The sequence below is a fragment of the Pseudomonas sp. zfem001 genome, assembly GCF_032621725.1.
GTDB lineage: Bacteria > Pseudomonadota > Gammaproteobacteria > Pseudomonadales > Pseudomonadaceae > Aquipseudomonas > Aquipseudomonas sediminis.
Window position 1 is genome coordinate 162,467 of sequence record NZ_JAVYJI010000009.1, and the last position, 21,229, is coordinate 183,695.

General features: G+C 62.5%; 21 protein-coding genes, 4 tRNA genes and 1 pseudogene. 13 read left to right on the forward strand and 13 right to left on the reverse strand.

Annotated features, from left to right (window positions below; translation table 11 throughout):
• Positions 1–84: 84 nt before the first annotated feature.
• The 3 genes from RTH74_RS23560 to moaB all read right to left on the reverse strand — a co-directional run bounded on the left by RTH74_RS23560 (position 85) and on the right by moaB (position 2,608).
• Positions 85–708, reverse strand: a complete 624-nt coding sequence (locus RTH74_RS23560) for an NlpC/P60 family protein (protein WP_316916258.1) — start codon at positions 706–708, stop codon at positions 85–87.
• Positions 709–857: 149 nt separating this feature from the next.
• Positions 858–2,072, reverse strand: a complete 1,215-nt coding sequence (glp, locus tag RTH74_RS23565) for a gephyrin-like molybdotransferase Glp (RefSeq protein ID WP_316916259.1) — start codon at positions 2,070–2,072, stop codon at positions 858–860.
• Positions 2,069–2,608: a molybdenum cofactor biosynthesis protein B gene (moaB, locus tag RTH74_RS23570; RefSeq protein ID WP_045732987.1), complete on the reverse strand. Its 540-nt coding sequence runs from the start codon at positions 2,606–2,608 to the stop codon at positions 2,069–2,071. The genes glp and moaB overlap by 4 nt, the downstream gene beginning before the upstream one ends.
• 68 nt (positions 2,609–2,676) lie before the next feature.
• Between moaB and mobA the strand changes: the two genes are divergently transcribed.
• From mobA to RTH74_RS23585, 3 genes are all read left to right on the forward strand, one after another.
• Positions 2,677–3,267 carry a molybdenum cofactor guanylyltransferase MobA gene (gene mobA, locus RTH74_RS23575; protein WP_316916260.1) on the forward strand — a complete coding sequence of 197 codons (591 nt, stop codon included), beginning with the start codon at positions 2,677–2,679 and terminating at the stop codon, positions 3,265–3,267.
• 87 nt (positions 3,268–3,354) lie between these two features.
• On the forward strand, positions 3,355–3,576 hold the full coding sequence (locus RTH74_RS23580) for a YgdI/YgdR family lipoprotein (RefSeq protein ID WP_099525269.1): 222 nt from the start codon (positions 3,355–3,357) through the stop codon (positions 3,574–3,576).
• Positions 3,577–3,707: 131 nt separating this feature from the next.
• Positions 3,708–3,784: transfer RNA gene (locus tag RTH74_RS23585), tRNA-Pro, on the forward strand.
• A gap of 62 nt (positions 3,785–3,846) precedes the next feature.
• Here the strand turns inward: RTH74_RS23585 and RTH74_RS23590 are convergent.
• Both RTH74_RS23590 and RTH74_RS23595 read right to left on the reverse strand, forming a co-directional pair.
• Entirely contained in the window at positions 3,847–4,083 is a 237-nt protein-coding gene (locus tag RTH74_RS23590; protein ID WP_316916261.1) for a glutaredoxin family protein, read from the reverse strand.
• 49 nt (positions 4,084–4,132) lie between these two features.
• Positions 4,133–5,272, reverse strand: coding sequence for a DUF5610 domain-containing protein (locus RTH74_RS23595; RefSeq protein WP_316916262.1), 1,140 nt, complete (start codon positions 5,270–5,272; stop codon positions 4,133–4,135).
• Between the two features lie 318 nt (positions 5,273–5,590).
• Between RTH74_RS23595 and RTH74_RS23600 the strand changes: the two genes are divergently transcribed.
• Both RTH74_RS23600 and RTH74_RS23605 read left to right on the forward strand, forming a co-directional pair.
• Positions 5,591–6,838: an OprD family porin gene (locus RTH74_RS23600; protein ID WP_316916263.1), complete on the forward strand. Its 1,248-nt coding sequence runs from the start codon at positions 5,591–5,593 to the stop codon at positions 6,836–6,838.
• Between the two features lie 107 nt (positions 6,839–6,945).
• Positions 6,946–7,218, forward strand: coding sequence for a Rho-binding antiterminator (locus tag RTH74_RS23605; RefSeq protein WP_316916264.1), 273 nt, complete (start codon positions 6,946–6,948; stop codon positions 7,216–7,218).
• 54 nt (positions 7,219–7,272) lie between these two features.
• Here the strand turns inward: RTH74_RS23605 and RTH74_RS23610 are convergent, their stop codons facing one another.
• The 7 genes from RTH74_RS23610 to RTH74_RS23640 all read right to left on the reverse strand — a co-directional run bounded on the left by RTH74_RS23610 (position 7,273) and on the right by RTH74_RS23640 (position 15,634).
• Positions 7,273–7,812 (reverse strand): DUF2058 domain-containing protein, encoded by a 540-nt coding sequence (locus RTH74_RS23610; RefSeq protein ID WP_074914125.1) that lies wholly within the window; start codon positions 7,810–7,812, stop codon positions 7,273–7,275.
• Between the two features lie 195 nt (positions 7,813–8,007).
• The gene (gene mazG, locus RTH74_RS23615; protein WP_316916265.1) at positions 8,008–8,838 is read right to left on the reverse strand and encodes a nucleoside triphosphate pyrophosphohydrolase; all 831 of its coding nucleotides are present in this window, start codon (positions 8,836–8,838) and stop codon (positions 8,008–8,010) included.
• 11 nt (positions 8,839–8,849) lie between these two features.
• Entirely contained in the window at positions 8,850–11,093 is a 2,244-nt protein-coding gene (gene relA / locus RTH74_RS23620) for a GTP diphosphokinase (RefSeq protein WP_099525263.1), read from the reverse strand.
• Between the two features lie 134 nt (positions 11,094–11,227).
• Positions 11,228–12,586 carry a 23S rRNA (uracil(1939)-C(5))-methyltransferase RlmD gene (gene rlmD, locus RTH74_RS23625; RefSeq protein ID WP_316916266.1) on the reverse strand — a complete coding sequence of 453 codons (1,359 nt, stop codon included), beginning with the start codon at positions 12,584–12,586 and terminating at the stop codon, positions 11,228–11,230.
• Positions 12,586–13,491 (reverse strand): cysteine synthase CysM, encoded by a 906-nt coding sequence (gene cysM / locus RTH74_RS23630; protein WP_106733883.1) that lies wholly within the window; start codon positions 13,489–13,491, stop codon positions 12,586–12,588. The genes rlmD and cysM overlap by 1 nt, the downstream gene beginning before the upstream one ends.
• A 98-nt stretch (positions 13,492–13,589) precedes the next feature.
• Positions 13,590–14,927: a sensor histidine kinase gene (locus RTH74_RS23635; protein WP_316916267.1), complete on the reverse strand. Its 1,338-nt coding sequence runs from the start codon at positions 14,925–14,927 to the stop codon at positions 13,590–13,592.
• A complete protein-coding gene (locus RTH74_RS23640) occupies positions 14,924–15,634 on the reverse strand; it encodes a response regulator transcription factor (protein WP_125834575.1) in 711 nt (236 codons plus the stop codon). The genes RTH74_RS23635 and RTH74_RS23640 overlap by 4 nt, the downstream gene beginning before the upstream one ends.
• A 121-nt stretch (positions 15,635–15,755) precedes the next feature.
• Between RTH74_RS23640 and RTH74_RS23645 the strand changes: the two are divergent.
• The 5 genes and pseudogenes from RTH74_RS23645 to RTH74_RS23665 form a co-directional block, all read left to right on the forward strand.
• Positions 15,756–17,249 (forward strand): annotated as a pseudogene (locus tag RTH74_RS23645) (histidine kinase dimerization/phospho-acceptor domain-containing protein); the annotation flags it as partial.
• A 25-nt stretch (positions 17,250–17,274) separates the two neighbouring features.
• Positions 17,275–17,457: an Hpt domain-containing protein gene (locus RTH74_RS23650; protein ID WP_316916268.1), complete on the forward strand. Its 183-nt coding sequence runs from the start codon at positions 17,275–17,277 to the stop codon at positions 17,455–17,457.
• A gap of 9 nt (positions 17,458–17,466) precedes the next feature.
• On the forward strand, positions 17,467–18,462 hold the full coding sequence (locus RTH74_RS23655) for a 2-hydroxyacid dehydrogenase (RefSeq protein WP_316916269.1): 996 nt from the start codon (positions 17,467–17,469) through the stop codon (positions 18,460–18,462).
• Between the two features lie 27 nt (positions 18,463–18,489).
• Positions 18,490–18,921, forward strand: a complete 432-nt coding sequence (locus tag RTH74_RS23660) for a hypothetical protein (RefSeq protein WP_169969805.1) — start codon at positions 18,490–18,492, stop codon at positions 18,919–18,921.
• 4 nt (positions 18,922–18,925) lie between these two features.
• Entirely contained in the window at positions 18,926–19,324 is a 399-nt protein-coding gene (locus tag RTH74_RS23665) for an META domain-containing protein (RefSeq protein WP_316916270.1), read from the forward strand.
• Positions 19,325–19,411: 87 nt separating this feature from the next.
• On the opposite strand, the gene dinB is transcribed toward RTH74_RS23665, so the two are convergent.
• The gene (gene dinB / locus RTH74_RS23670) at positions 19,412–20,464 is read right to left on the reverse strand and encodes a DNA polymerase IV (RefSeq protein ID WP_316916271.1); all 1,053 of its coding nucleotides are present in this window, start codon (positions 20,462–20,464) and stop codon (positions 19,412–19,414) included.
• 136 nt (positions 20,465–20,600) lie between these two features.
• Here dinB and RTH74_RS23675 point away from each other — a divergent pair.
• The 3 genes from RTH74_RS23675 to RTH74_RS23685 all read left to right on the forward strand — a co-directional run bounded on the left by RTH74_RS23675 (position 20,601) and on the right by RTH74_RS23685 (position 21,111).
• A tRNA-Met gene (locus tag RTH74_RS23675) sits at positions 20,601–20,677 on the forward strand.
• 114 nt (positions 20,678–20,791) lie between these two features.
• Positions 20,792–20,868: transfer RNA gene (locus tag RTH74_RS23680), tRNA-Met, on the forward strand.
• Between the two features lie 166 nt (positions 20,869–21,034).
• Positions 21,035–21,111 (forward strand) — tRNA-Met (locus RTH74_RS23685).
• Positions 21,112–21,229 lie beyond the last annotated feature (118 nt).

The window sequence follows — 21,229 nt, forward strand, 5'->3', positions numbered from 1 at the left end:
TGCAGACAAACGGCGCAACCCTCAGCACCTGCTCAAGGCTGACAAGACAGCCTTTGAACAGATTCTGCAGTTACGCCGTATGCATCAGTTATGACGCTTGACAGCGACCTGATCTTCAACCGGAGCCAGGGCGAGCACGCGCTTGGCTTGCAGATAGCTGCGGTTCCAGTAGCTGTCGTCCAGGCTATCGATGCGCACACCACCGCTGCGGCTGCTGCTGGAGTGGATGAACTGGTCATCACCCAGATAGATGCCAGCGTGGCTGACGCGACCACGACCGCGATCGTTGAACAGGATTAGGTCACCTGGCTCCAGATCGGCACGCGCCACCTTCGGCGCATCGAGGTTGATCAGCTCACGAGTGGAACGTGGCAATTCCAGGCCGACTTCCTCGCGGAACAGGTAGCCAACAAAACCGCTGCAATCGAAACCGGATTGCACCGAAGTGCCGCCATAGCGATAGCGAGTGCCAATCAGCGAACGGCCGAGATCGAGCAGGCTGTCTGCCAGCTGCGGCATTTCATAGGGCTTGTCGTCGATCAGCGCGGTGATTTCATCATCATCGGCAGGCTCAACCTGCTGAGAGAGCGGACGAGCAACTGGCTCGACCGTGGCTTCGCTGATCTGCGGTTGCGGCGAGTGGCCGGCGCAGGCAGCGAGAAAGACTGTGAGTGCGAGAGGCACGAGGGGTGCGAAGCGTTTTAGCATGGGCACGACCGTGTCGGTTGGATTTACAAGTTGGCGACTATGCCCTCTACCAAGCCCATTTGCAAATTCTATCGTTATAAATGTGACCCAGTAGTTTCGCCGCGACATCTAAAGCGCCCGACCACTTGCTTGGTCGGGCTTGCGAAACGCTAGCCGAGAATCTCGCTCAGCGGGATAAAGCGCAGCATATCCCCTTCGCTCAGCGTGCTGCCTTCCATCACCTCGGCCAAGCCTTCTGCCCAGGCGGCGCTGCGCAAAACGCCAGAACTCTGGTTGGCGTAAGGCACCACACGCCCCTGCTCGATACGCGCCCGCAGGTACTCTCGGCGCATGCCCGGCTTGCGCCAGTTAAAACCTGCCGGTACCGCGAAGCCCAACGGCTCGACCCGATGCACGCCAAGACGACGCAACATATAAGGACGCGCCAGCAGTCCGAAGGTAACCAGTGTCGAAGCCGGGTTGCCCGGCAGACCTATTACCGGAACCCCCTGGTAATGACCGAAGGTCAGCGGCTTACCCGGCTTGATCGCCAGTTTCCACAGCGCCAGTTCGCCCGCCTCACGCAGGGCTATGCCAAGGAAATCCGCCTCCCCCACCGAAACGCCACCCGTGGAGAGAATCAGATCGACCTCGCCCAAGGCCCCCAGCGCTTCGCGGGTACGCTGCAGGTCATCGGGCAAGATGCCCGCATCCACCACGCTGCAGCCCAGCCGCTGCAACCAGGCAATCAGCAGACGCCGATTGCTGTTGTAGATCTGCCCCGGGCCAAGCGCCTGACCCGGCTCTACCAGTTCGTCGCCAGTAGACAGCACGGCAACGCGCAGGCGCCGGCGCACCGAAAGCTGCGCCGCCCCCAAAGACGCCGCCAACCCTAGCTCGATAGGCCCCAGGCGCGTACCGGCTGGCAACACACCTTCGCCGACGCGAGTTTCCTGACCTTGAGCTCGAACGTTCTGGCCGATTTTCAGCGGCTCACGGAAATGCACCCGCCCCGCCTCATCCAGCTCGACGTTCTCCTGCATTTCGACGGTATCGGCACCTGCCGGCAGCGGCGCACCGGTAAAGATGCGCGCACAGGTACCCGGCTCCAGCGACACAGGCGCAGTCCCGGCCTGAATACGCTGACTGACCGGCAGAGCCTGGCCGCTCCAATCAGCCAGGCGCAGCGCATAACCGTCCATGGCGCTGTTGGCCCATGGTGGCAAATCCAGCGCCGCAATCAGCGGCTCGGCCAGCACCCGTCCATCGGCCTCGGCCAGCGCAACCAGCTGGTTCTGCTCGATGGGCGCCGCCTCTGCCAACGCCAGCAGGCGCTCCAGCGCTGCCTCCATCGGCAACAGTCCGGGATGATCGCAACCACTCATCCGCGCGTCTCGCAGGCGCCCACCTGCTTCAGATGCGGCACGAAGTTGCAGGGACGATGGCGCGCATCCAGTTGCTCACCGAGGATGCCGTCCCAGGCAGTGCGGCAGGCGTTGGTCGAGCCCGGCAGGCAGCACACCAGGGTGCCGTTGGCCAGACCGGCCAGCGCGCGCGACTGGATGGTAGAAGTGCCGATATCGGCCACAGAGATCTGCCGGAACAACTCGCCGAAACCATCGACCTGCTTGTCCAGCAGGCAGGCGACCGCCTCCGGCGTGCTGTCACGCCCAGTGAAACCGGTACCGCCGGTGATCACCACCACCTGCACCTGATCCTCGGCGATCCAGGTCGCCACCTGGGCGCGGATCTTGTACAGATCATCTTTGAGCAGAACGCGAGCGGCCAACTGGTGGCCGGCGGCGGTCAGGCGGTCGACCAGCAGTTGACCCGAGGTGTCGGTCTCCAACGTGCGTGTGTCGCTGACGGTAAGCACGGCAATGTTCAGCGGCACGAAAACCGCATCGGCCTTGTGGTTCATGGCAGGCATCCAATTGGGAGAGAATGGGCGCTGTTATATCACACAGCCTGTCTTCGGAGACTGCCCGCATGCCCGTATCCAACCCCCTTCCCACCTGCTCGGTGCTGCTGCTTTCCGGCGGCCGAGGCCAGCGCATGGGTGGCCGCGACAAGGGCTTGCTGGACTGGCGCGGCCGCCCACTGATCGCCTGGTTGCATGACCTGACCAGACCCTTGAGCGACGACCTGATCATCTCCTGCAACCGCAACACCGAGCGCTATGCGCCTTATGCCGACCAACTGGTCACCGACGAAGATCAGGATTTTCAGGGCCCACTGGCTGGTATCCGCGCCGGCATGGCTACGGCACGCCATGAGCAAATGCTGGTCCTGCCCTGCGACGCTCCGCTGGTCGACCACGCGCTGATCGAGTCGCTGCTAGCGCACGCGGGGCCCCACCCGGTGGTGATTCGCCAGGGCAACTATTGGCAACCGTTGTTCTGCCTGCTGCCGACACGACTGAAAGACGACCTGGAACGTGCATGGCAATCCGGAGAACGCAGCCCGCAGCGCTGGTTCGGTAAATTAGCGCCCATCGCTGTCGATTGCCCTATAGAGGATGCACGACTAGCCAACCTCAATACGCCGGAAACCTTGGCAGGTCATGCCCCTTCGCACTGAAACACCGCGCACTCAGCGGAACTCATACGACAGTTTTACGTCTGAGCGAGGGTATAGCCCCACCTTTTGTACTCAAGGAGACAGACCATGAACCAACGGATAATCCCCGCCCTGCTTATGACGATCGGCCTCGCTGTGCTGGCCGGCTGCTCCTCGCCGTCGGTAATCACGCTGAATGACGGCCGTGAGATCCAGACCGTGGACAAGCCCAAATTCGATGAAGAATCCGGCTTTTACGAGTTCGAACAGCTCGACGGCAAACGCGCCACGATCAACAAGGATCAGGTGCAGACCGTCAAGGAGCTCTGAGGCAACAGCCTGAGCGCCTATATCGGCCAGCCAGATGAATGATACGAGTCGACAACCGGGTTGCCGACTCGTAGTTTTTTTCGGGCTAACCCCTTGTGCGGTAAAAGTTTTTCGGTAGAATACGCGGCATTCGGAGTGTAGCGCAGCTTGGTAGCGCGTCTCGTTCGGGACGAGAAGGTCGCAGGTTCGAATCCTGTCTCTCCGACCAAATCAAAAACCCGCCTTAATCGGCGGGTTTTTTATTGGCTGCGTTTTGTCGAACTGACTCTCTCAACTCAGAAAGACCACCACCTGCTCGGCATCGAATGGCCAGTTCAGCTCGCGGCCATTATCGCAACGGCGCAATACCGGAATACGCAATCCGTATTGCTCGACCATCCCCTCATGCTCGGCAATGTCGATCAACTCGACCAACAGGCCATTCTCGACGAACGGCATGAGCAACGCCTCGGCCACCTCGCAAAGATGGCAGCCCAGGGTTCCGAAAAGTTGGCATTCAGGCGTCATGAGCGCACCTCACTATCAGCAAGGTGCGCAGTTTAGCACCGGCTGTCGATCAGCTCGCGTCAACGCCCTTGCCCGCTTGGCCAGCGAGCAGCGACTGCAAACCGTCGAGCAGGCTGCGGTTGAGGCTGTCGGCCTTTTCCAGGCGCGGCAGGTCGAAGCGCTCATCGAGCGAGAAGCCGCCCTTGAGCAACTCTTTGAGCATGCCGCCGGCATCCTGCGCCAGGTCGCCGGCACTGCGCAGCGCATCGAGCAGGCCCTGGGCATATTCCTGCAGCCCGGCATTGACCGCACTGGCGCCCTGCCCAGCCACGGCGCCATAGGCATCGGTGGCCTGACGCACAGTGGTCTGGGTCAGACGCAGCGACATAGAAGCCAATTGCTCACCATCCATGTCCAGCGCCATGGCGCGATCGAAAGCGCCTGCCAGGTCACCGGCGTAGAACTTGTCGGAGAGATCCTGAACCTGGCTGAAGAGCTTCTCCAGCGCCTTGATCTCATCATCGTCCAGCTCGCCTTCGACATCCACTTGCCAGCCACCAATGCGCATGCTGCCAGACTGGCTGCTACCGCTCACGGTGGTGGACTTGCCATCGCTGGACGCGGCGAAGCTGCTTTGCGACCAACTGGCGGAAGCCTGCGCCACGGAAATGCGCAGGCGGTCACCATCGCGAGTAGTGACGGACAAATCGAAGGTCTCCGCCAGCGCGCTGAAGCGCTCACTGTAACCCGCCATCGCCACCTGGCCCGAGGCGCCAGGGGCGGCGCTGCCGAAACGCTTGTCGAGATCGCCGAAGCCATCCTGAATACGCTTGTAGGTATCGTCGATATCGCTAGCCACCTGCCCCTTGAGCACGCCCATGCCATCGAGGATCTTGCGTGCCTCAGCAAAACCCTTCTCGACGCCATCACGCGCCTGGGACAACAGCTTGTCCAGCTTGGCCGGATCAGCGCCTGCAGCGGCCTCGCTTTGCAGGCGTTGCTCGATAAAACCCAGAATCCGCCCAGCCACTTTCTCCGGGGTGTAGTCATCACGCGTTCCGGACAACGAGCCGGCCGGGACACCGAGCTTCTCGGCGAGGCGATTGGCCAAGGTGGCTTGGGCATCGGCGCTATTGCTGCGCGCCGCCATGGACTGGCTGGCTTGCGCAGCGCGGGAAGCGGCGGAATTCAGTGAGTTCAAAGGATTCATGACTGGGCACCCGAACAAGTTATCTGCCGAACTTAACGGCCGTTGAAAGGCAAGCTTTAACCTTTATCGACCAACGGTTGTCGATTTTTCTCAGCTCGATTGTGCTCCAGCGAAATTTTCCCGATCGATGGCCAGCCGCCGAAAATCCCTGATAAGCACGACCTAGAGCCCACGGCTGTTTACGCTCCGGCTCCACTCAAGGCTCGACAGACTAAAGTCTTACAGTCGACTCGCAGGCGAAATGCTTTATTTCATCGCGCCGTAACTGGCCGGTCATTTCGTGGCCGACCTGCTTATAACAACGAGGAGACAACAATAATGAGTAAAACTCCCCTCGCCCGCGCCGTGGCCATCGCCACGCTGGGCGCCAGCCTGACCCTGCCAAGCCTGGCACAGGCTGACTTCATCGGTGACAGCAAAGCCTCTCTGGAGCTGCGTAACTTCTATATGAATCGGGACCTGCGCGACACCACCGCCGCGCAGCAATCCAAGCGCGAGGAATGGGCACAGGGCTTTATCCTCAAGGCCGAGTCCGGCTTTACCGAGGGCACCGTCGGCTTTGGCCTGGACGCCTATGCGGGCCTGGGCCTGAAGCTCGACTCATCTGACGAGCGCGCCGGAACCGGCCTGCTGCCCAACGGCTTCGGCAACGAGGGACCGGACGAGTATTCCGAGTTCAGCGGCGCGGTCAAGGCACGCATCTCAAAGACCGTCGGCAAGGTCGGCGGACTGATGCCCAAGCTGCCCATCGTCTCCTCCGGTGACTCGCGCCTGCTGCCACAGGTGTTCACCGGCGGCATGATCACCTCGCAGGAAATCGACGGTCTGACCCTCAACGGAGGCCAACTGCGTGAGGTCAACCAGCGCGCCTCCACCGACCGGGTCGACATCACCGCCACCAACGTCGGCGGCGAGAGCGACCGCTACAACTTCGCCGGTGGCGACTACAAGTTCAACGGCGGCAACACCACCGTTGGCGTGTGGTACGGCGAACTGGAGGATATCTACGACCAGAAGCTGTACAACCTGATCCATGTGCAGCCGATCGGCGACTGGAAGCTGGGCGCCAACCTGGCCTACTTCGACTCCCAGGATAACGGTCGCAAACTCGGCGGCAAGCTGGACAACGACCTGACATCGGTCAATCTGTGGGCTGGTATCGGCGCGCACACCTTCCGCGTGGGTTACCAGAAGGTCGGCGGCGACAACGCCTTCCCCTTCCTGACCGAGACCGATCCGTACATCGTCAACTACATCCAGATTCTCGACTTCACCCGTAAGGACGAGAAATCCTGGCAGGCACGTTATGACGTCAACTTCGCCAGCTACGGCATTCCGGGTCTGACCGCCTTCGTCCGCTACGTCACCGGTGACGGCTTCGACGGTGTGGGTGGAGCGAGTGGCAAGGAATGGGAACGCGACGTCGATATCAGCTATATCATCCAGGAGGGCCCGCTGAAGAACCTCGGCGTACGCTGGCGTAACGCGATGGTGCGTTCCAATGCGAGCATTGGCGATCTGGATGAAAACCGTCTGATCGTCAGCTACACAATTCCGTTGATGTAAGCTCCACGCCGAAAAGAAAGCGCCGCAACACCGGTAACGGGTTGCGGCGTTTTTTGTCTATCTGAAAAACAGTCGGCTAGGCTCTAACGATCTCGGAGGACGACTTGATGGACAACTATCAACCCTTGGCCTGTGATCTCTACGACTATCTGGAGATCGCCTGCATGCACCGCTATCAACTGGATATCGAACTGGTCGACGGCTCGACCCTACTAGGCCAGGCCCTGACCACCGAAACCACGGCGAGCAAGGAAGAGTTTCTGCTGGTGCGTACAACCGATGGCGAGCAGCGCCTGCGCATGGACCGCCTGCTGGCAATCACCCCACAGGATGCAGGCGCCAGTTTTGGTCGAGTGCTGTTGAGCGGCAATCGCTGCTAATCGCAGGGCATCGCGGTGCGCACGGCGCACCCTACGGTGTCCTGCGATGCGGTATTACCACATCAGATCATCAGGAATCTGATAGGCCGCGTAAGGATCGTCGGCATCCGGCTCTTCGACATGGGTGTTGAGCAGGACGATGCGCGAGGCATCGCGCTCCTGAATCTTCAGCGCGGCCTCGCGCGGGATGATCTCGTAACCACCACCATGTCGGACGATGGCCAGCCAGCCGTTAGACAGCTTGTTGCGCACCATGGTGTTGACCGGCAGGCGCTTGACCTTCTTGTCATCGACGAAGTTGTAGTAATCCTCGCCATCGAGTTTGGGCAGGCGTGAAAGCTCGATCAGTTGCTTGACCTGCGCTGTGCGGGCTTTCTGCTCGGCTTTTTCCTGCTGCTGACGATTCAGCTCCTGATCACGTGCGGCCTTTTCGGCTTGCGCCTGCAGCGCGGCCTGGCGTGTGCTGTCATCCAGTTCGGCCTGGCCTTTTTGCACAAGACGCTTCTGCTTTTGCTGTTGCTTGCCAGCCTGCTTGGCCTGTTTTTCATTGACCAGGCCGGCTTTGAGCAGCTGGTCGCGCAGGGAAAGACCCATGACTAAAGATCCCGAACATGATTCAGTTGCGGCAGCGATGCAAATTCGCGCTGCCAGTCCAAGGCGCCCAGCATAAGGGCTAAGCAGCGGCGGCTCCAGCCTTTAGGAGCGACCGGGCAGCGAACCGCTTCAGTCGCGAAAGGCAGACAGCAAAGGCTTCGCGGATAAATCGGAACGCCGCCGTGCCTATAGGGTTCAACAGCCTGGCGACTGCTTCTCCAGCTTCTTCGCCTCGCCCCACAGGGCGTCCAGCTCCTCCAGCGAGCAACCGTCCATACTGCGCCCAGCCTCACGTACGCTCTGTTCGATAAAGCGAAAACGCCGCTCGAACTTGCCATTGGCCGCGCGCAATGCCGCTTCCGGGTCCACCTTCAAGTGTCGCGCCAGGTTGGTGACGACGAACAGCAGATCACCAATCTCCTCGGCCACCGCCTCGGCATCGTTCTCGCTCATGGCTTCGAGCACTTCATCCAGCTCTTCACGCACCTTGTCCACCACCGGCAAGGCGTCGGGCCAATCGAAACCGACCTGGGCGGCACGCTTCTGCAGCTTGGCTGCACGCGACAGTGCCGGCAGCGCGCTCGGTACATCATCGAGCAGGGAGAGCTGCTCGGGTTCGGTGGCCTTTTCGGCGCGCTCCTCGGCCTTTAGCTCTTCCCAGCGCTGCTTGACCGCAGCTTCCTCCAGCTTGGCGGCGTCCGGCGCCCCGTACAGATCACCGTCGGGAAACACGTGCGGGTGGCGACGAATCAGCTTGCTGGTGATGCCATCGACTACCCGGGCGAAGTCGAAGCGTCCCTCTTCCTGCGCTAGCTGGCTGTAGTAGACCACCTGAAACAGCAGATCACCGAGCTCACCCGGCAGATGCTCGAAGTCGCTGCGCTCGATGGCATCGGCGACTTCGTACGCCTCTTCCAGAGTGTAGGGCACGATGCTCGCGTAGTTCTGCTTGAGGTCCCACGGGCAGCCGTGTTGCGGATCACGCAGACGGGCCATCAGGTGCAGCAGGTCGTCGAGTCGATACATGAAAGCTCTCGCTAGGATACGCGGTGGCGACGCGCCTCAATGATATTGGGCAACTGACCGATACGCGCCAGCAGACGACCCAGGGCATCGAGCCCTGGAATCTCCACGGTGATCGACATGGAGGCGGTATTGTCCTCCTTGTTCGAGCGCGTGTTGACCGCCAGCACGTTGAGCTTCTCGTTGAGCAGCACCTGGGTGACGTCCCGCAGCAGACCGGAGCGGTCGTAGGCCTTGATGACGATTTCCACCGGGTATGTCTGCACCGGTACCGGGCCCCAGCTCACCTGAATCATCCGCTCCGGCTCGCGCGCCGTCTGCTGCAGCGCCGTTGGGCAATCCTGACGATGAATGGTGACGCCACGGCCGAGGGTGATGTAGCCGACAATGGGATCGCCCGGCAGCGGCTGGCAACAGCCGGCCATCTGCGTCAGCAGGTTGCCGACGCCCTGGATCTGGATGTCGCCGCGTTTGCCCGGTTTGAAGCCCTGCGCCTTTCGCGGGATCAACTCCAACTGCTCGTTGCCGCGCTCCGGCTCAACCAGTTGCTGCGCCAGGTTGACCGCATGGGCCAGGCGCACGTCGCCGGCACCCAGGGCAGCGAACAGGTCCTCGGCGGTTTTCAGGTTGGCCTTCTCGGCCAGCTTGTCGAAGTCCGCACCGACCAGGGCCATGCGTGCCAGTTCGCGTTCGAGCAGCTGCTTGCCGGCGGCGACGTTCTGGTCGCGATCCTGCAATTTGAACCAGTGGACGATCTTCGCCCGCGCGCGGCTGGTGGTGACGTAGCCCAGGTTGGGGTTGAGCCAGTCGCGGCTCGGCGAGCCCTGCTTGCTGGTGATGATCTCCACCTGCTCGCCGGTCTGCAGGCTGTAGGTCAGCGGCACGATACGGCCGTTGATCTTGGCGCCTCGGCAGTTGTGGCCGATCTCGGTATGCACGCGGTAGGCGAAGTCCAGCGGCGTCGCGCCCTTGGGCAGGTCTATGGCGTGGCCGTCAGGGGTGAAGACGTAGACCCGGTCCGGCTCGATATCCACGCGTAACTGCTCGGCCAGGCCACCGATATCGCCCAGTTCCTCGTGCCACTCGATGACCTGACGCAGCCAGGAAATCTTCTCTTCATAGTGGTTGGAGCCGGACTTGACGTCGGTACCCTTGTAGCGCCAGTGCGCGCAGACGCCCAGCTCGGCCTCTTCGTGCATGGCGTGGGTGCGTATCTGCACCTCCAGCACCTTGCCTTCCGGGCCGAGCACGGCGGTGTGCAGCGAGCGGTAGCCGTTTTCCTTGGGGTTGGCGATGTAGTCGTCGAACTCCTTGGGAATGTGCCGCCACAGGGTGTGCACGATACCCAGGGTGGTGTAGCAGTCGCGCACCTCGGGCACCAGCACGCGCACCGCACGCACGTCGTAGATCTGGCTGAACTGCAGGCCCTTGCGCTGCATCTTGCGCCAGATCGAATAGATGTGTTTCGCCCGACCGCTGATGTCGGGCTTGATGCCGGTGGCCTCCAGCTCCTGACGCAAATTCGCCATGGCGTCGTTGATGTACTGCTCGCGATCGAGGCGACGCTCGTGCAGCAGCTTGGCGATCTGCTTGTACTGCTCCGGCTCCAGGTAGCGGAAGGACAGATCCTCCAGCTCCCACTTGATATGACCGATACCCAGGCGGTGGGCCAGCGGCGCGTAGATGTCGAACACTTCACGTGCCACGCGCTGACGTTTTTCCTCATCAGCCTCCTTGACCGCACGGATGGCGCAGGTGCGCTCGGCCAGCTTGATCAGGGCCACGCGCACGTCGTCGACCATGGCCACCAGCATCTTGCGCAGATTCTCCACCTGCGTCTGCGAGCCGAGCACGACCGATTCACGCGGGTTGATACTGGCGCTGATCGCCGCCATGCGCAGCACGCCTTCGATCAGCTTGGCCACCACCGGACCGAAGCGCTGATGCACCGCGGCCAGGGTAATCTTGCCCTCGCGCACGCCGCGATAGATGACCGCGGCGACCAGCGAATCCTGGTCGAGCTTGAGATCGGCGAGGATTTCCGCGATGTCGAGACCGGCGCGGAATGTCGAAGCGCCCTCGCTCCAGTGATGCTGATTGGTGTTGGCCTGTTGCTCCAGATCACGGGCGAATTCGCAGGCTTCTTGCAGCGCCTGACGATCCAGCGCCGGATCGACGCGGGTGACATGCTCCAACCAGGCCTCGAGGTTGATGCTGCCGTCATCGTTGACCGGCTGATGCGCTCTCACCTGAACCATCGTCTTACCTTCCCTACGGTGCGCTTAGGTCGCACCGAGCAGTCGCCGGCCTTCTCTGAGCCGGTCGGATTAACTGAAAGAATGCGCGTCCTGCGCATCCCTGCGGTACCGAACGTACCGCTTTGGCCCGAGGCCTAGACCTCGGGTTTCTCGAATAAAGCCATCGCCTCGACGTGCGCGGTCTGCGCGAACATGTCGAGAATCCCGGCACGGCGCAAACGATACCCCTGTTGCACCAGTTCGGCGGCATCGCGCGCCAGCGTAGTCGGGTTGCAGGAGACGTAAACCAGGCGCCGTGCGCCCAACTCCGTCATCCCGCGTACCGCCTGCAACGCACCATCGCGTGGCGGGTCAAGCAGCACCGCGGTAAAACCGCCCTGCGCCCAGGCCTCGCAAGCCAGCGGGTTGGACAGGTCGGCACGGAAAAAGTGCGCGTTGTCCAAACCATTGTTTTGCGCGTTGCCTGCGGCACGCTGCACCATCGCCTCGACACCCTCCACAGCGACCACTTCAGCGGCCTGCCGCGCCAGCGGCAGGGCGAAATTACCCAAGCCGCAGAACAGATCCAGCACCCGCTCGCCAGGTTGCACTGCCAACCAGTCTAGCGCCTGAGCGACCATCGCCTCGTTGACCAGACCATTGACCTGCACAAAGTCACCCGGCCGATAGGCCAAGTGCAGTTGCCAGCGTTCAAGCATGAAGCCCAACTCAGTGGCCTGGTCGTCAGGCTGGGGTTGTCCCTCGCCCTGCAGCCATAGCTGCGCGCGATGCTCGCTGCAGAACGCGCGCAGACGACTCAGATCGGCCTCCGTCAGAGCGGCAGTGTGGCGCAGCAGCAGCGCTTCGGCCGTACCGCTGAACAGCTCCACGTGTCCGACTGCCTGTGGCTTCTCCAGGCTGCGCAACAGCGCCGGCAACGCACTGAGAATAGGCTGCAAGGGCTGTACCAGCACCGGGCATTCGTCGATGGCGACGATGTCCTGACTGGCCTCGGCACGAAAGCCGACCTGCAGTTGACGCGTCTTGGCATCCCAGCGCACGGCAATGCGCGCGCGACGGCGGTAGCCGAATTCAGGACCGGTCAGCGGCGCCGCCCATTCGTCTGGCTGCACGCCGCCAAGGCGCGACAACTGCTCGGCCAGCGTGCGCTGTTTCAGGGCCAACTGATCGGCATGGGGCATATGCTGCAGGTTGCAGCCGCCGCAACGGTCAGCGTGCACGCAGGGCGCCGCGCGGCGCTCGCTGCTGGCGGCGATGATCCTTTCGGCGCGTGCCTCGACGGTCTGGCTGCGGGCAGCGAGTACCCGCGCCTCGACTTCTTCGCCTGCCAGTGCACCACTGACGAACCAGGTACGTCCGCCTTCGAAGGCGATGCCGCGACCGTCACCCGCCAGGCGTTCGATGGACAGTTTCTGCTTCTTGCCGACCGGCAACTGCGCCGCACGGCTGCCGCCGCTGGGCTGAAAGCGCAGGTTGGAGCTGCGTCTGGCCATCAGCGCGCCGGTTCTTCGTAAACGCCGGTGGACAGGTAACGGTCGCCACGGTCGCAGATGATCGCCACCAGCACCGCGTTCTCCAGCTGCTGCGAGAGGCGCAGCATGCCGGCCACCGAGCCCCCGGAAGACACGCCGCAGAAGATGCCCTCTTCCCGCGCCAGGCGCCGCATGACGTGCTCGGCCTCGGCCTGGCCCATGTCCATCACCTGATCGACCCGTTCGGCCTGATAGATCTTCGGCAGGTATTCCTCGGGCCAGCGGCGAATGCCGGGAATGGCCGAGCCTTCCTGCGGTTGCAGACCGACGATCTGGATCGCCGGGTTCTGCTCCTTGAGGTAGCGCGAGGTGCCCATGATGGTGCCGGTGGTGCCCATGGAGCTGATGAAGTGGGTGATGGTCCCGCCGGTCTGGCGCCAGATCTCGGGGCCGGTACCGCTGTAGTGCGCCTCGGGATTATCGCCGTTGGCGAACTGGTCGAGCACCTTGCCGCGGCCCTCGGCCTGCAGCTTCTCGGCCAGGTCACGCGCGCCTTCCATGCCCTCTTCCTTGCTGACCAGGATCAGCTCGGCGCCATAAGCGGTCATCGCCCACTTGCGCTCGGCGGTGGAGTTGTCCGGCATGATCAGGATCATCTTGTAACCCTTGATCGCCGCAGCCATGGCCAGGGCGATGCCGGTGTTGCCACTGGTGGCTTCGATCAGGGTATCGCCGGGCTGGATGGCGCCGCGCAGCTCGGCGCGGTTGATCATCGACAAGGCCGGACGATCCTTGACCGAACCGGCCGGGTTGTTGCCTTCCAGCTTGACCAGCAAGGTGTTGCTGGTGTCACCGCCCAGGCGTTGCAGACGTACCAGAGGGGTATTACCGATGCAGTCGGCAATGGTGGGAAATTGCAGGGTCATGGGTCGCTCGAATCCAGACTGACGCGAAGGGGCGTCATGATACGCCGAACCCGCCGCGGCATCACCCAGCGAACGTAACCAGCGGCTGTTCGGCGTGATCAGGCCGCCGGCATGCGCAGCGATACGCGCAAGCCATGCCTGCCGTTCTCGGCCCAGACACGCCCGCCTTGTGTCTCGATCATGCTACGGGCTATGGCCAGGCCTAGGCCGAAACCGTCGCCGCCCGGCCTGGCGGTGCTGAGACGGGTAAACGGACGGAAGATGGTCTCCAGCTCGTTTTCTGCCACACCCGGCCCCTGATCCTCGATCCACAGCAACCAATGATCGCCTTCCTGCCGGCCAGCGAGGCGAACCAACCCGCCGTGCGGCGAATGCCGGATGGCATTGCGCAGGATGTTTTCCAGCGCCTGCGCCAGACCATTGAGATTGCCGCGCACTCGGCAACCTACCGGCAGATCGCAGGGCATGCGCGCAAGTGGCCAGCCGGTTTCGAAGCCGGCGTTCTCGCGCAGCACATCCCACAGCCGGATTACATCCACCTCTTCGCAGGGCAGTTGCGGCCGCTCCGTGTCCAGCCAGACCAGCTCCAGAGCATCGCCGACCAGTTTTTCCATCGCATCCACTTCACGTGCCAGGCGCTGGCGCAGTGCAACGTTGTCACCCTCGTTCTCCCCGGCCACGCGCAAGCGGCTCAGCGGCGTGCGCAGTTCATGAGAAAGGTCGCGCAACAACTGGCGCTGAAAAGCGACCGTACCCTGCAGGCGCTCCGCCATATGGTCGAAGCTTCGCGCCAGCTCGCCCAATTCGTCCTTGCGCCCGGTGACCGGTAGGCCAAGCCTGGCAGACAGATCACCAGCACTCAGCGCGGCAGCCTGGCGTCGAAGGATCGCCAAGGGGGCGATCAACAGCCGATAAAGCAGCAGTGCCACGGCCACGGCCAAGACCGCCGGCAGTACCCGTTGCAGGAGCAGCTCCCACAGCTCGTTGTACTTGCGCGGATTCAAGTGCTGCGGCAAAGCCATGACCAGGCGGGTCTTTCCATCGCTGAAGGGCACGTAGAAGGTCGGCGTACCGCCCGGTCGGCCCACGGGAAAGTCCAGCTTGCGCACGAAATCCAGGCGCTGCTCTTCTTCATCGCTCAGTGGTTGCGAGGCCAGCGAATGCTTGTGCTCATCGACCACCGCCGCCCAGACCCGCTCACGCTCGTGCAGGTGCTGTAGATAAGCATCGACGCCAGGCGCCCCACCCTCTCGCCATGACTTTTCGGCCTGCCGCGCCTCATCTCTGAGGATCTGCCGGGTCGACTCGGGCAGATAGGAGGTCGCCTCGAGCAACATCCGCCCTACATCCACATGCAGGCTGACCAGCAGCAGGCAGAACAGCGCCAGGGCGCCAGCCAGCCGCCACAGCAGCGAATGGCGTCCCGGCAGACTCATGGCCCGGCCTGCGTCAGGATGTAGCCCTTGCCCCAGACGGTATTCACCCGCGTGGCCTCATAGCCGACCGCCTGCAATTTGCGACGGATGTGGCTGACGTGCATGTCCAGGCTGCGGTCGTGCTGTGAATAGGCACGGCGTAATGCCTGCTGATAAAGGAAGGGCTTGCTAAGGGCCTCGTCGCGGTGTCGCCAGAGCAACTCCAGCACGCGGTACTCACTGGGCGTCAGGCCCACCCAGGTACCCGAGAAGGCGACATCGCTGCGCCCTTCATCGAACTGCAAGCCACCGTCGAAGCTGCCAAGGTGCTGCTCGCGACGCTCATAGGCGACCCGCCGCAGAATCGCCTCGACCCGCACGCTGAGTTCACCGAGGCTGAAAGGCTTGGGCAGATAATCGTCGGCACCCTGGCTGAACCCGGCGATGCGATTCTGCTCATCCCCCAGGGCCGACATCAGCAACACCGGCACGCTGCGGCGCTGGCGCAGACGCTGCAACACCTCCAGGCCATTGGTGCCGGGCAGAAGGATGTCCATCAGCACCAGATCGAAGTCTTCGCTTTCGGCCAACTGCAAACCTTCGCTGCCATCGTGACTCAAGGTCACGTCAAACCCGCAGCTCATCAGGTGCGACTGCACGTGGCTGGCGAGCAAGGGGTCATCCTCGACGGCAAGGATGCGAGCCGAGGTAGGTGTGCGGGTCATCATGCGTGGTCAACCGGGAGACATTGAATGCGAACAATTCTATCTATTAAACGCTAATCTCTCACCTACAGATTCCGCCGCGCCGAATCGCTACACTGCCCAGATGTTCCGAAGGAGGAAGGTCGTGTTCAAGGATCTCAGCATCAAAGGGCGCGTACTGCTGCTCACCCTGCTGCCCACCAGCCTGCTGGCCTTGGTGCTGGGCGGTTATTTCACCTGGGTGCAGCTATCGGGCTTGCAGACTCAATTGCTGCAGCGCGGCGAGATGCTGGTCGAACACCTGGCCCCCCTGGCGGCGCCGGCGCTGGAACAGAAGGACGTGAAGAAGCTCGAGCGTATCGCCCAGCAGGCGCTGGAGCACCCGGACGTTCGTGCGGTCGGTTTTCTTGCCCCTGAGCGCGCCTCCCTGGCGCACGCCGGCCCCAGCATGCTCAACCCCACGCCCAGCGGCCAGCCGGGCGTCAGCCTGCTCAGCGGCCAGGATGCCACGCGCTTTCTGCTGCCGGTCTACGACCAGCATCTGGTGCTCAACGACACCCTCGCCGAAGACGGTCAACTGGAGTTGCTCGGCTGGGTCGAACTGGAACTCTCGCACCAGGGCACACTGCTCAGCGGCTACCGCAGCCTGTTCGCCAGCCTGCTGCTGATCGCCGGCGGCCTTGCCGTCACCGCCCTGCTCGCTCTGCGTATGAGCCGCAGCATCAACGGCCCGCTGCGCGCGATCAAGGCCGGGGTCGCACAGCTCAAGGACGGCCATCTGGAAACCCGCCTGCCACCGTTGGGCAGCCATGAAATGGACGAGCTGGCCTCTGGCATCAACCGCATGGCCGAGGCGCTGCAGAACGCCCAGGAAGAATTGCAACACAGCATCGAGCAGGCCACAGAAGACGTGCGCCAGAACCTGGAGACCATCGAGATCCAGAACATCGAACTGGACTTCGCGCGCAAGGAGGCCCTGGAAGCCAGCCGTATCAAGTCCGAATTCCTGGCCAACATGAGCCACGAGATCCGCACCCCGCTCAACGGCATTCTCGGCTTCACCAACCTGCTGCAGAAGAGCGAGCTCAGCCCGCGCCAGCAGGACTATCTGTCGACCATCGAGAAGTCCGCCGACAGCCTGCTCGGCATCATCAATGAGGTGCTCGACTTCTCCAAGATCGAAGCCGGCAAGCTGATGCTTGAATCCATCCCCTTCAACCTGCGTGACCTGCTACAGGACACCCTGACCATCCTCGCCCCCGCAGCCCATGAAAAGCAGCTGGAGCTGGTCAGCCTGATCTACCGCGACACGCCGCTGGCCCTGCGCGGCGACCCGCTGCGCCTGAAGCAGGTACTGACTAACCTGGTCAGCAACGCGATCAAGTTCACCCGCGAAGGCACTATCGTCATGCGCGCCATGGTCGAGGACGAGAGCGCCGACAGCGCGCAATTGCGCATCAGCGTGATGGACACCGGCATCGGCCTGTCGGATGAGGACCTGCGCGCGCTGTTCCAGGCTTTCAGCCAGGCCGACAACTCGCTCAGCCGCCAGGCCGGCGGCACCGGCCTTGGCCTGGTGATTTCCAAGCGCCTGATCGAGCAGATGGGCGGCGAGATCGGCGTCGACAGTACGCCAGGCGCGCGCTAGCGGTGAACGCACGACATTGATCGAGCGGGTTCACCGCCTGCACGGCGCTACCCGCTACTGCGGCGTGCCCCAGCTGCGCGCTGCCTGCCAGCGCAGCGAGACCCTGCTCAAACAGGACGATCCCGAAGCACAGCGCGCCCTGGACGAGCTGGATGCAGCGATCGAGCGTCTGAGTGAAGCCGCCGCGCAAAGCGCTTGAGGAGCCCATATGCGCATCTGCCTGTTCAGCAGCAAACCCTATGACCGTGACTCGTTTCTCGCGGCAAACTGCCCGTCCGACTGGCATCTGCAGTTCCACGAAACACGCCTGACCGCCGACAGCGTGGCATTGGGCAAAGGCAGCGAGGTGGTCTGCGCCTTCATCAATGACGACCTGTCCGCCCCGGTTCTGGAGCAATTGGCCGCTGCTGGCACGCGCCTGATCGCCCTGCGCTCGGCCGGCTACAACCATGTCGACCTGGCAGCGGCGCAGCGTCTCGGCCTGCCGGTCGTGCGGGTGCCGGCCTATTCGCCCCACGCCGTGGCCGAACACGCGGTGGCCCTGGTCATGACCCTCAATCGACGTACCCACCGGGCCTTCAATCGCACCCGCGAAGGGGACTTTTCCCTGCACGGCCTGACCGGCTTCGACCTGCATGGCAAGCGCGTCGGCGTGGTCGGTGGCGGCAAGATCGGCCAGGTCTTCGCCCGCATCATGCATGGCTTCGGCTGCCAGGTGCTGATCCACGACCCGTTCCCGTTGAGCGGGCTGGAGGCCCTGGGCGCACGCCAGGCGCCGCTGGACGAGGTGATCGCCAGCAGCGACATCCTCAGCCTGCACTGCCCGCTGACCGATGCCAGCTACCACCTGATCGACCGTGAACGCCTGGCCCAGATGAAGCGCGGCGCCATGCTGATCAACACCGGTCGCGGCGCCCTGGTCGATGCTCCCGCACTGATCGAAGCGCTGAAGAGCGGCCAGCTCGGCTACCTGGGCCTGGACGTCTACGAGGAAGAGTCGGAGCTGTTCTTCGAGGATCACTCCGACCTGCCGCTGCAGGACGACACCCTGGCCCGCCTGCTGAGCTTCCCCAACGTCATCATCACCGCGCACCAGGCCTTTCTCACCCACGAGGCACTCGCAGCCATCGCCCACACCACCCTGGACAACATCGAGGCCTGGCTAGCCGGCCGGCCAAGCAATGAGGTCAAGGCCGGCGCGTGATAGCATGCCGGCTGATCCGGAGGACCCATGGCCGAACACGATTTCCGTTATTCCCTGCTCAACCCGCAACACACCCTCACCGAATGCCGCGCACTGGCGCCGGGCCGCTACCAGGTCACCGGCAACGGCGGTTCGATCCAGGCCAATGACGTGCTGCTGGTCACCCTCAAGGGCAGCCGCGACCTGCACATGCGCCTAGAAGTGGAGAAGGTTCGCCATCTGATCAACCCGCCCGGCCAGTGGCTGGCCGTGTGCAAAGGCCCGCAGTTCAAGGAGCTGGCCATCCATAACTGGCAAGTGAACTGCGACGGTTGCGGCAAACAATTGGATTTCGAGTTCGCCGTCGACGCGGCGCTTGGCAAGGCCGCGCAAGCGCCAGCTGCCGAGGCCCGTATCGCTGAACTGGGCTGGCGCAACGACGCCGGCCGCCATCTGTGTCGAACCTGCCAGGAGGCCTGACACCATGTACCGCGCCCTGCCCCTCGCCCTGCTCGCCGCCACCTTGGTCGGCTGCGCCAGCGACGCACCGCAGCTGGAAACCGAACGCAGCTACCAAGTGGAATGGATCGGCGAACGCCCGCTGATAGACCGCAGCCACCTGACCATCACCTTCGCCGCGGATGGTCGCGCCCATGGGCATGCCGGCTGCAACCACTGGTTCGCCGGTTATTCGCTCAAAGGTGACGCCATCCGCTTCGATGCCCCAGGCAGCACCCGCAAGATGTGCGCACCATCGCTGATGGAGCAGGAGCAGCGCTTCCTGGCAGCATTGGGCGAAGTGCAGCGCTGGGACTTCAATGGCATCGGCCAGTTACGACTGTGGCCGGTCAGCGGCAAGCCGATTCGCCTCTGGGCTGAATAGAAGCCACGGCATGTTTCGTAGGGCAGGGAAAAACCACCAGGTTGATGGATGACCGACGGCGGGTTGCACCCGCCCTACATGCCAGGACTACACGAACAGCTCCAGCTGCTCCTGCCGCCCGCGCAGATCATGCAGCCTGACGCCCACTCCGAGCAGCCGCACCGGCTTGTCGCCCCGGGCAAAGGCATTGCTCAGCAATAGCCGATAGCTTTCCAGATCCCGACTGGCCCCCGCCTGCTCCAGGGTGGTCTGGGTAAAGTCGTGAAATTTGACTTTGACGAAGGGTTTGTCCGGTCGATAGCTAGCGTCCAGCCGCTGCAAACGGCCATTCATCTCCTCGAGCAGCGCCGGCAGCTTCTCCAGGCAGGCCTCCAGGTCGGGCAGGTCCTGATCGTAGGTATTCTCGACGCTCAGTGATTGGCGACGGCTATCCACCTGTACGGCGCGCTCGTCTATGCCGTGGGCCAAACGCCACAAGCGCTCACCAAAACTGCCGAACTCACGCACCAACGCCAGCTTGTTCCATTCCCGCAGGTCTAGACAGGTTCGAATCCCTAAGCGCGTCAGCTTGTCGGCCGTGACCTTGCCGACACCATGCAGCTTGTTCACCGGCAACTCGGCAACGAAATCGTCGACCTGATCCGGGGTGATCACGAACAACCCGTTGGGCTTGCGCCAGTCGCTGGCGATCTTGGCCAGGAACTTGTTAGGCGCCACCCCTGCCGACACGGTGATGTGTAGCTCCTGCGCCACGCGGCGGCGAATTTCCTGGGCGATGCGCGTGGCGCTGCCAGAGAAATGCGCCGACTCGCTGACATCCAGATAGGCTTCGTCGAGCGACAACGGCTCGATCATGTCGGTGAACTGGCGAAAAATGCCGTGAATCTCGCGGGAAACCGAGCGGTACACCTCGAAGCGCGGCTTGACGATCAGCAGGTCCGGGCACAGCTTCAGCGCATGCCGCGAGGACATAGCCGAACGCACGCCATAGGCACGTGCCTCGTAATTGCAGGTGGCGATCACCCCACGACGGTCAGCCGAACCGCCAACGGCCAGCGGACGATTGGCCAGGCTCGGGTCATCACGCATCTCGATGGCGGCGTAAAAGCAATCGCAGTCAACGTGGATTATCTTGCGCACAACACCCTCGAAAGCCTTGCCAGGTCTGGTCGAACTCGCTGGAGTCTAACAGTTGTTTGAGGCTAACCATCTGAGTTGAAAACAGTTTTTTGAAGATAATAGTTGACGCAAAGCTCTCTACCGGTAGAATGGCGGCCGCGGGATGGAGCAGTCTGGTAGCTCGTCGGGCTCATAACCCGAAGGTCGTAGGTTCAAATCCTGCTCCCGCAACCACCTTCCGAAAAGGCCACTCTAACGAGTGGCCTTTTTGTTTGCCTGTCGATTAGTATTTTCGATCAAAAGCAAGAAACCGATTGACAACACTCTCTCCCTGAGTAGAATGGCCGCCGCGGGATGGAGCAGTCTGGTAGCTCGTCGGGCTCATAACCCGAAGGTCGTAGGTTCAAATCCTGCTCCCGCAACCACCTTCCGAAAAGGCCACTCTAACGAGTGGCCTTTTTCGTTTCCGAGTATTGATCTTCCGAAAAGGCCACTCTAACGAGTGGCCTTTTTGTTTGCCTGTCGATTAGTATTTTCGATCAAAAGCAAGAACCCGATTGACAACACTCTCTCCCTGAGTAAAATGGCCGCCGCGGGATGGAGCAGTCTGGTAGCTCGTCGGGCTCATAACCCGAAGGTCGTAGGTTCAAATCCTGCTCCCGCAACCACCTTCAGATAAAGGCCACTCAAACGAGTGGCCTTTTTCGTTTCCGAGTATTGATCTTCCTCAGCTTCACATAAGCCAAGCGGGCCTATGCTGGAGACACCTGCCACAGATGCAGAACA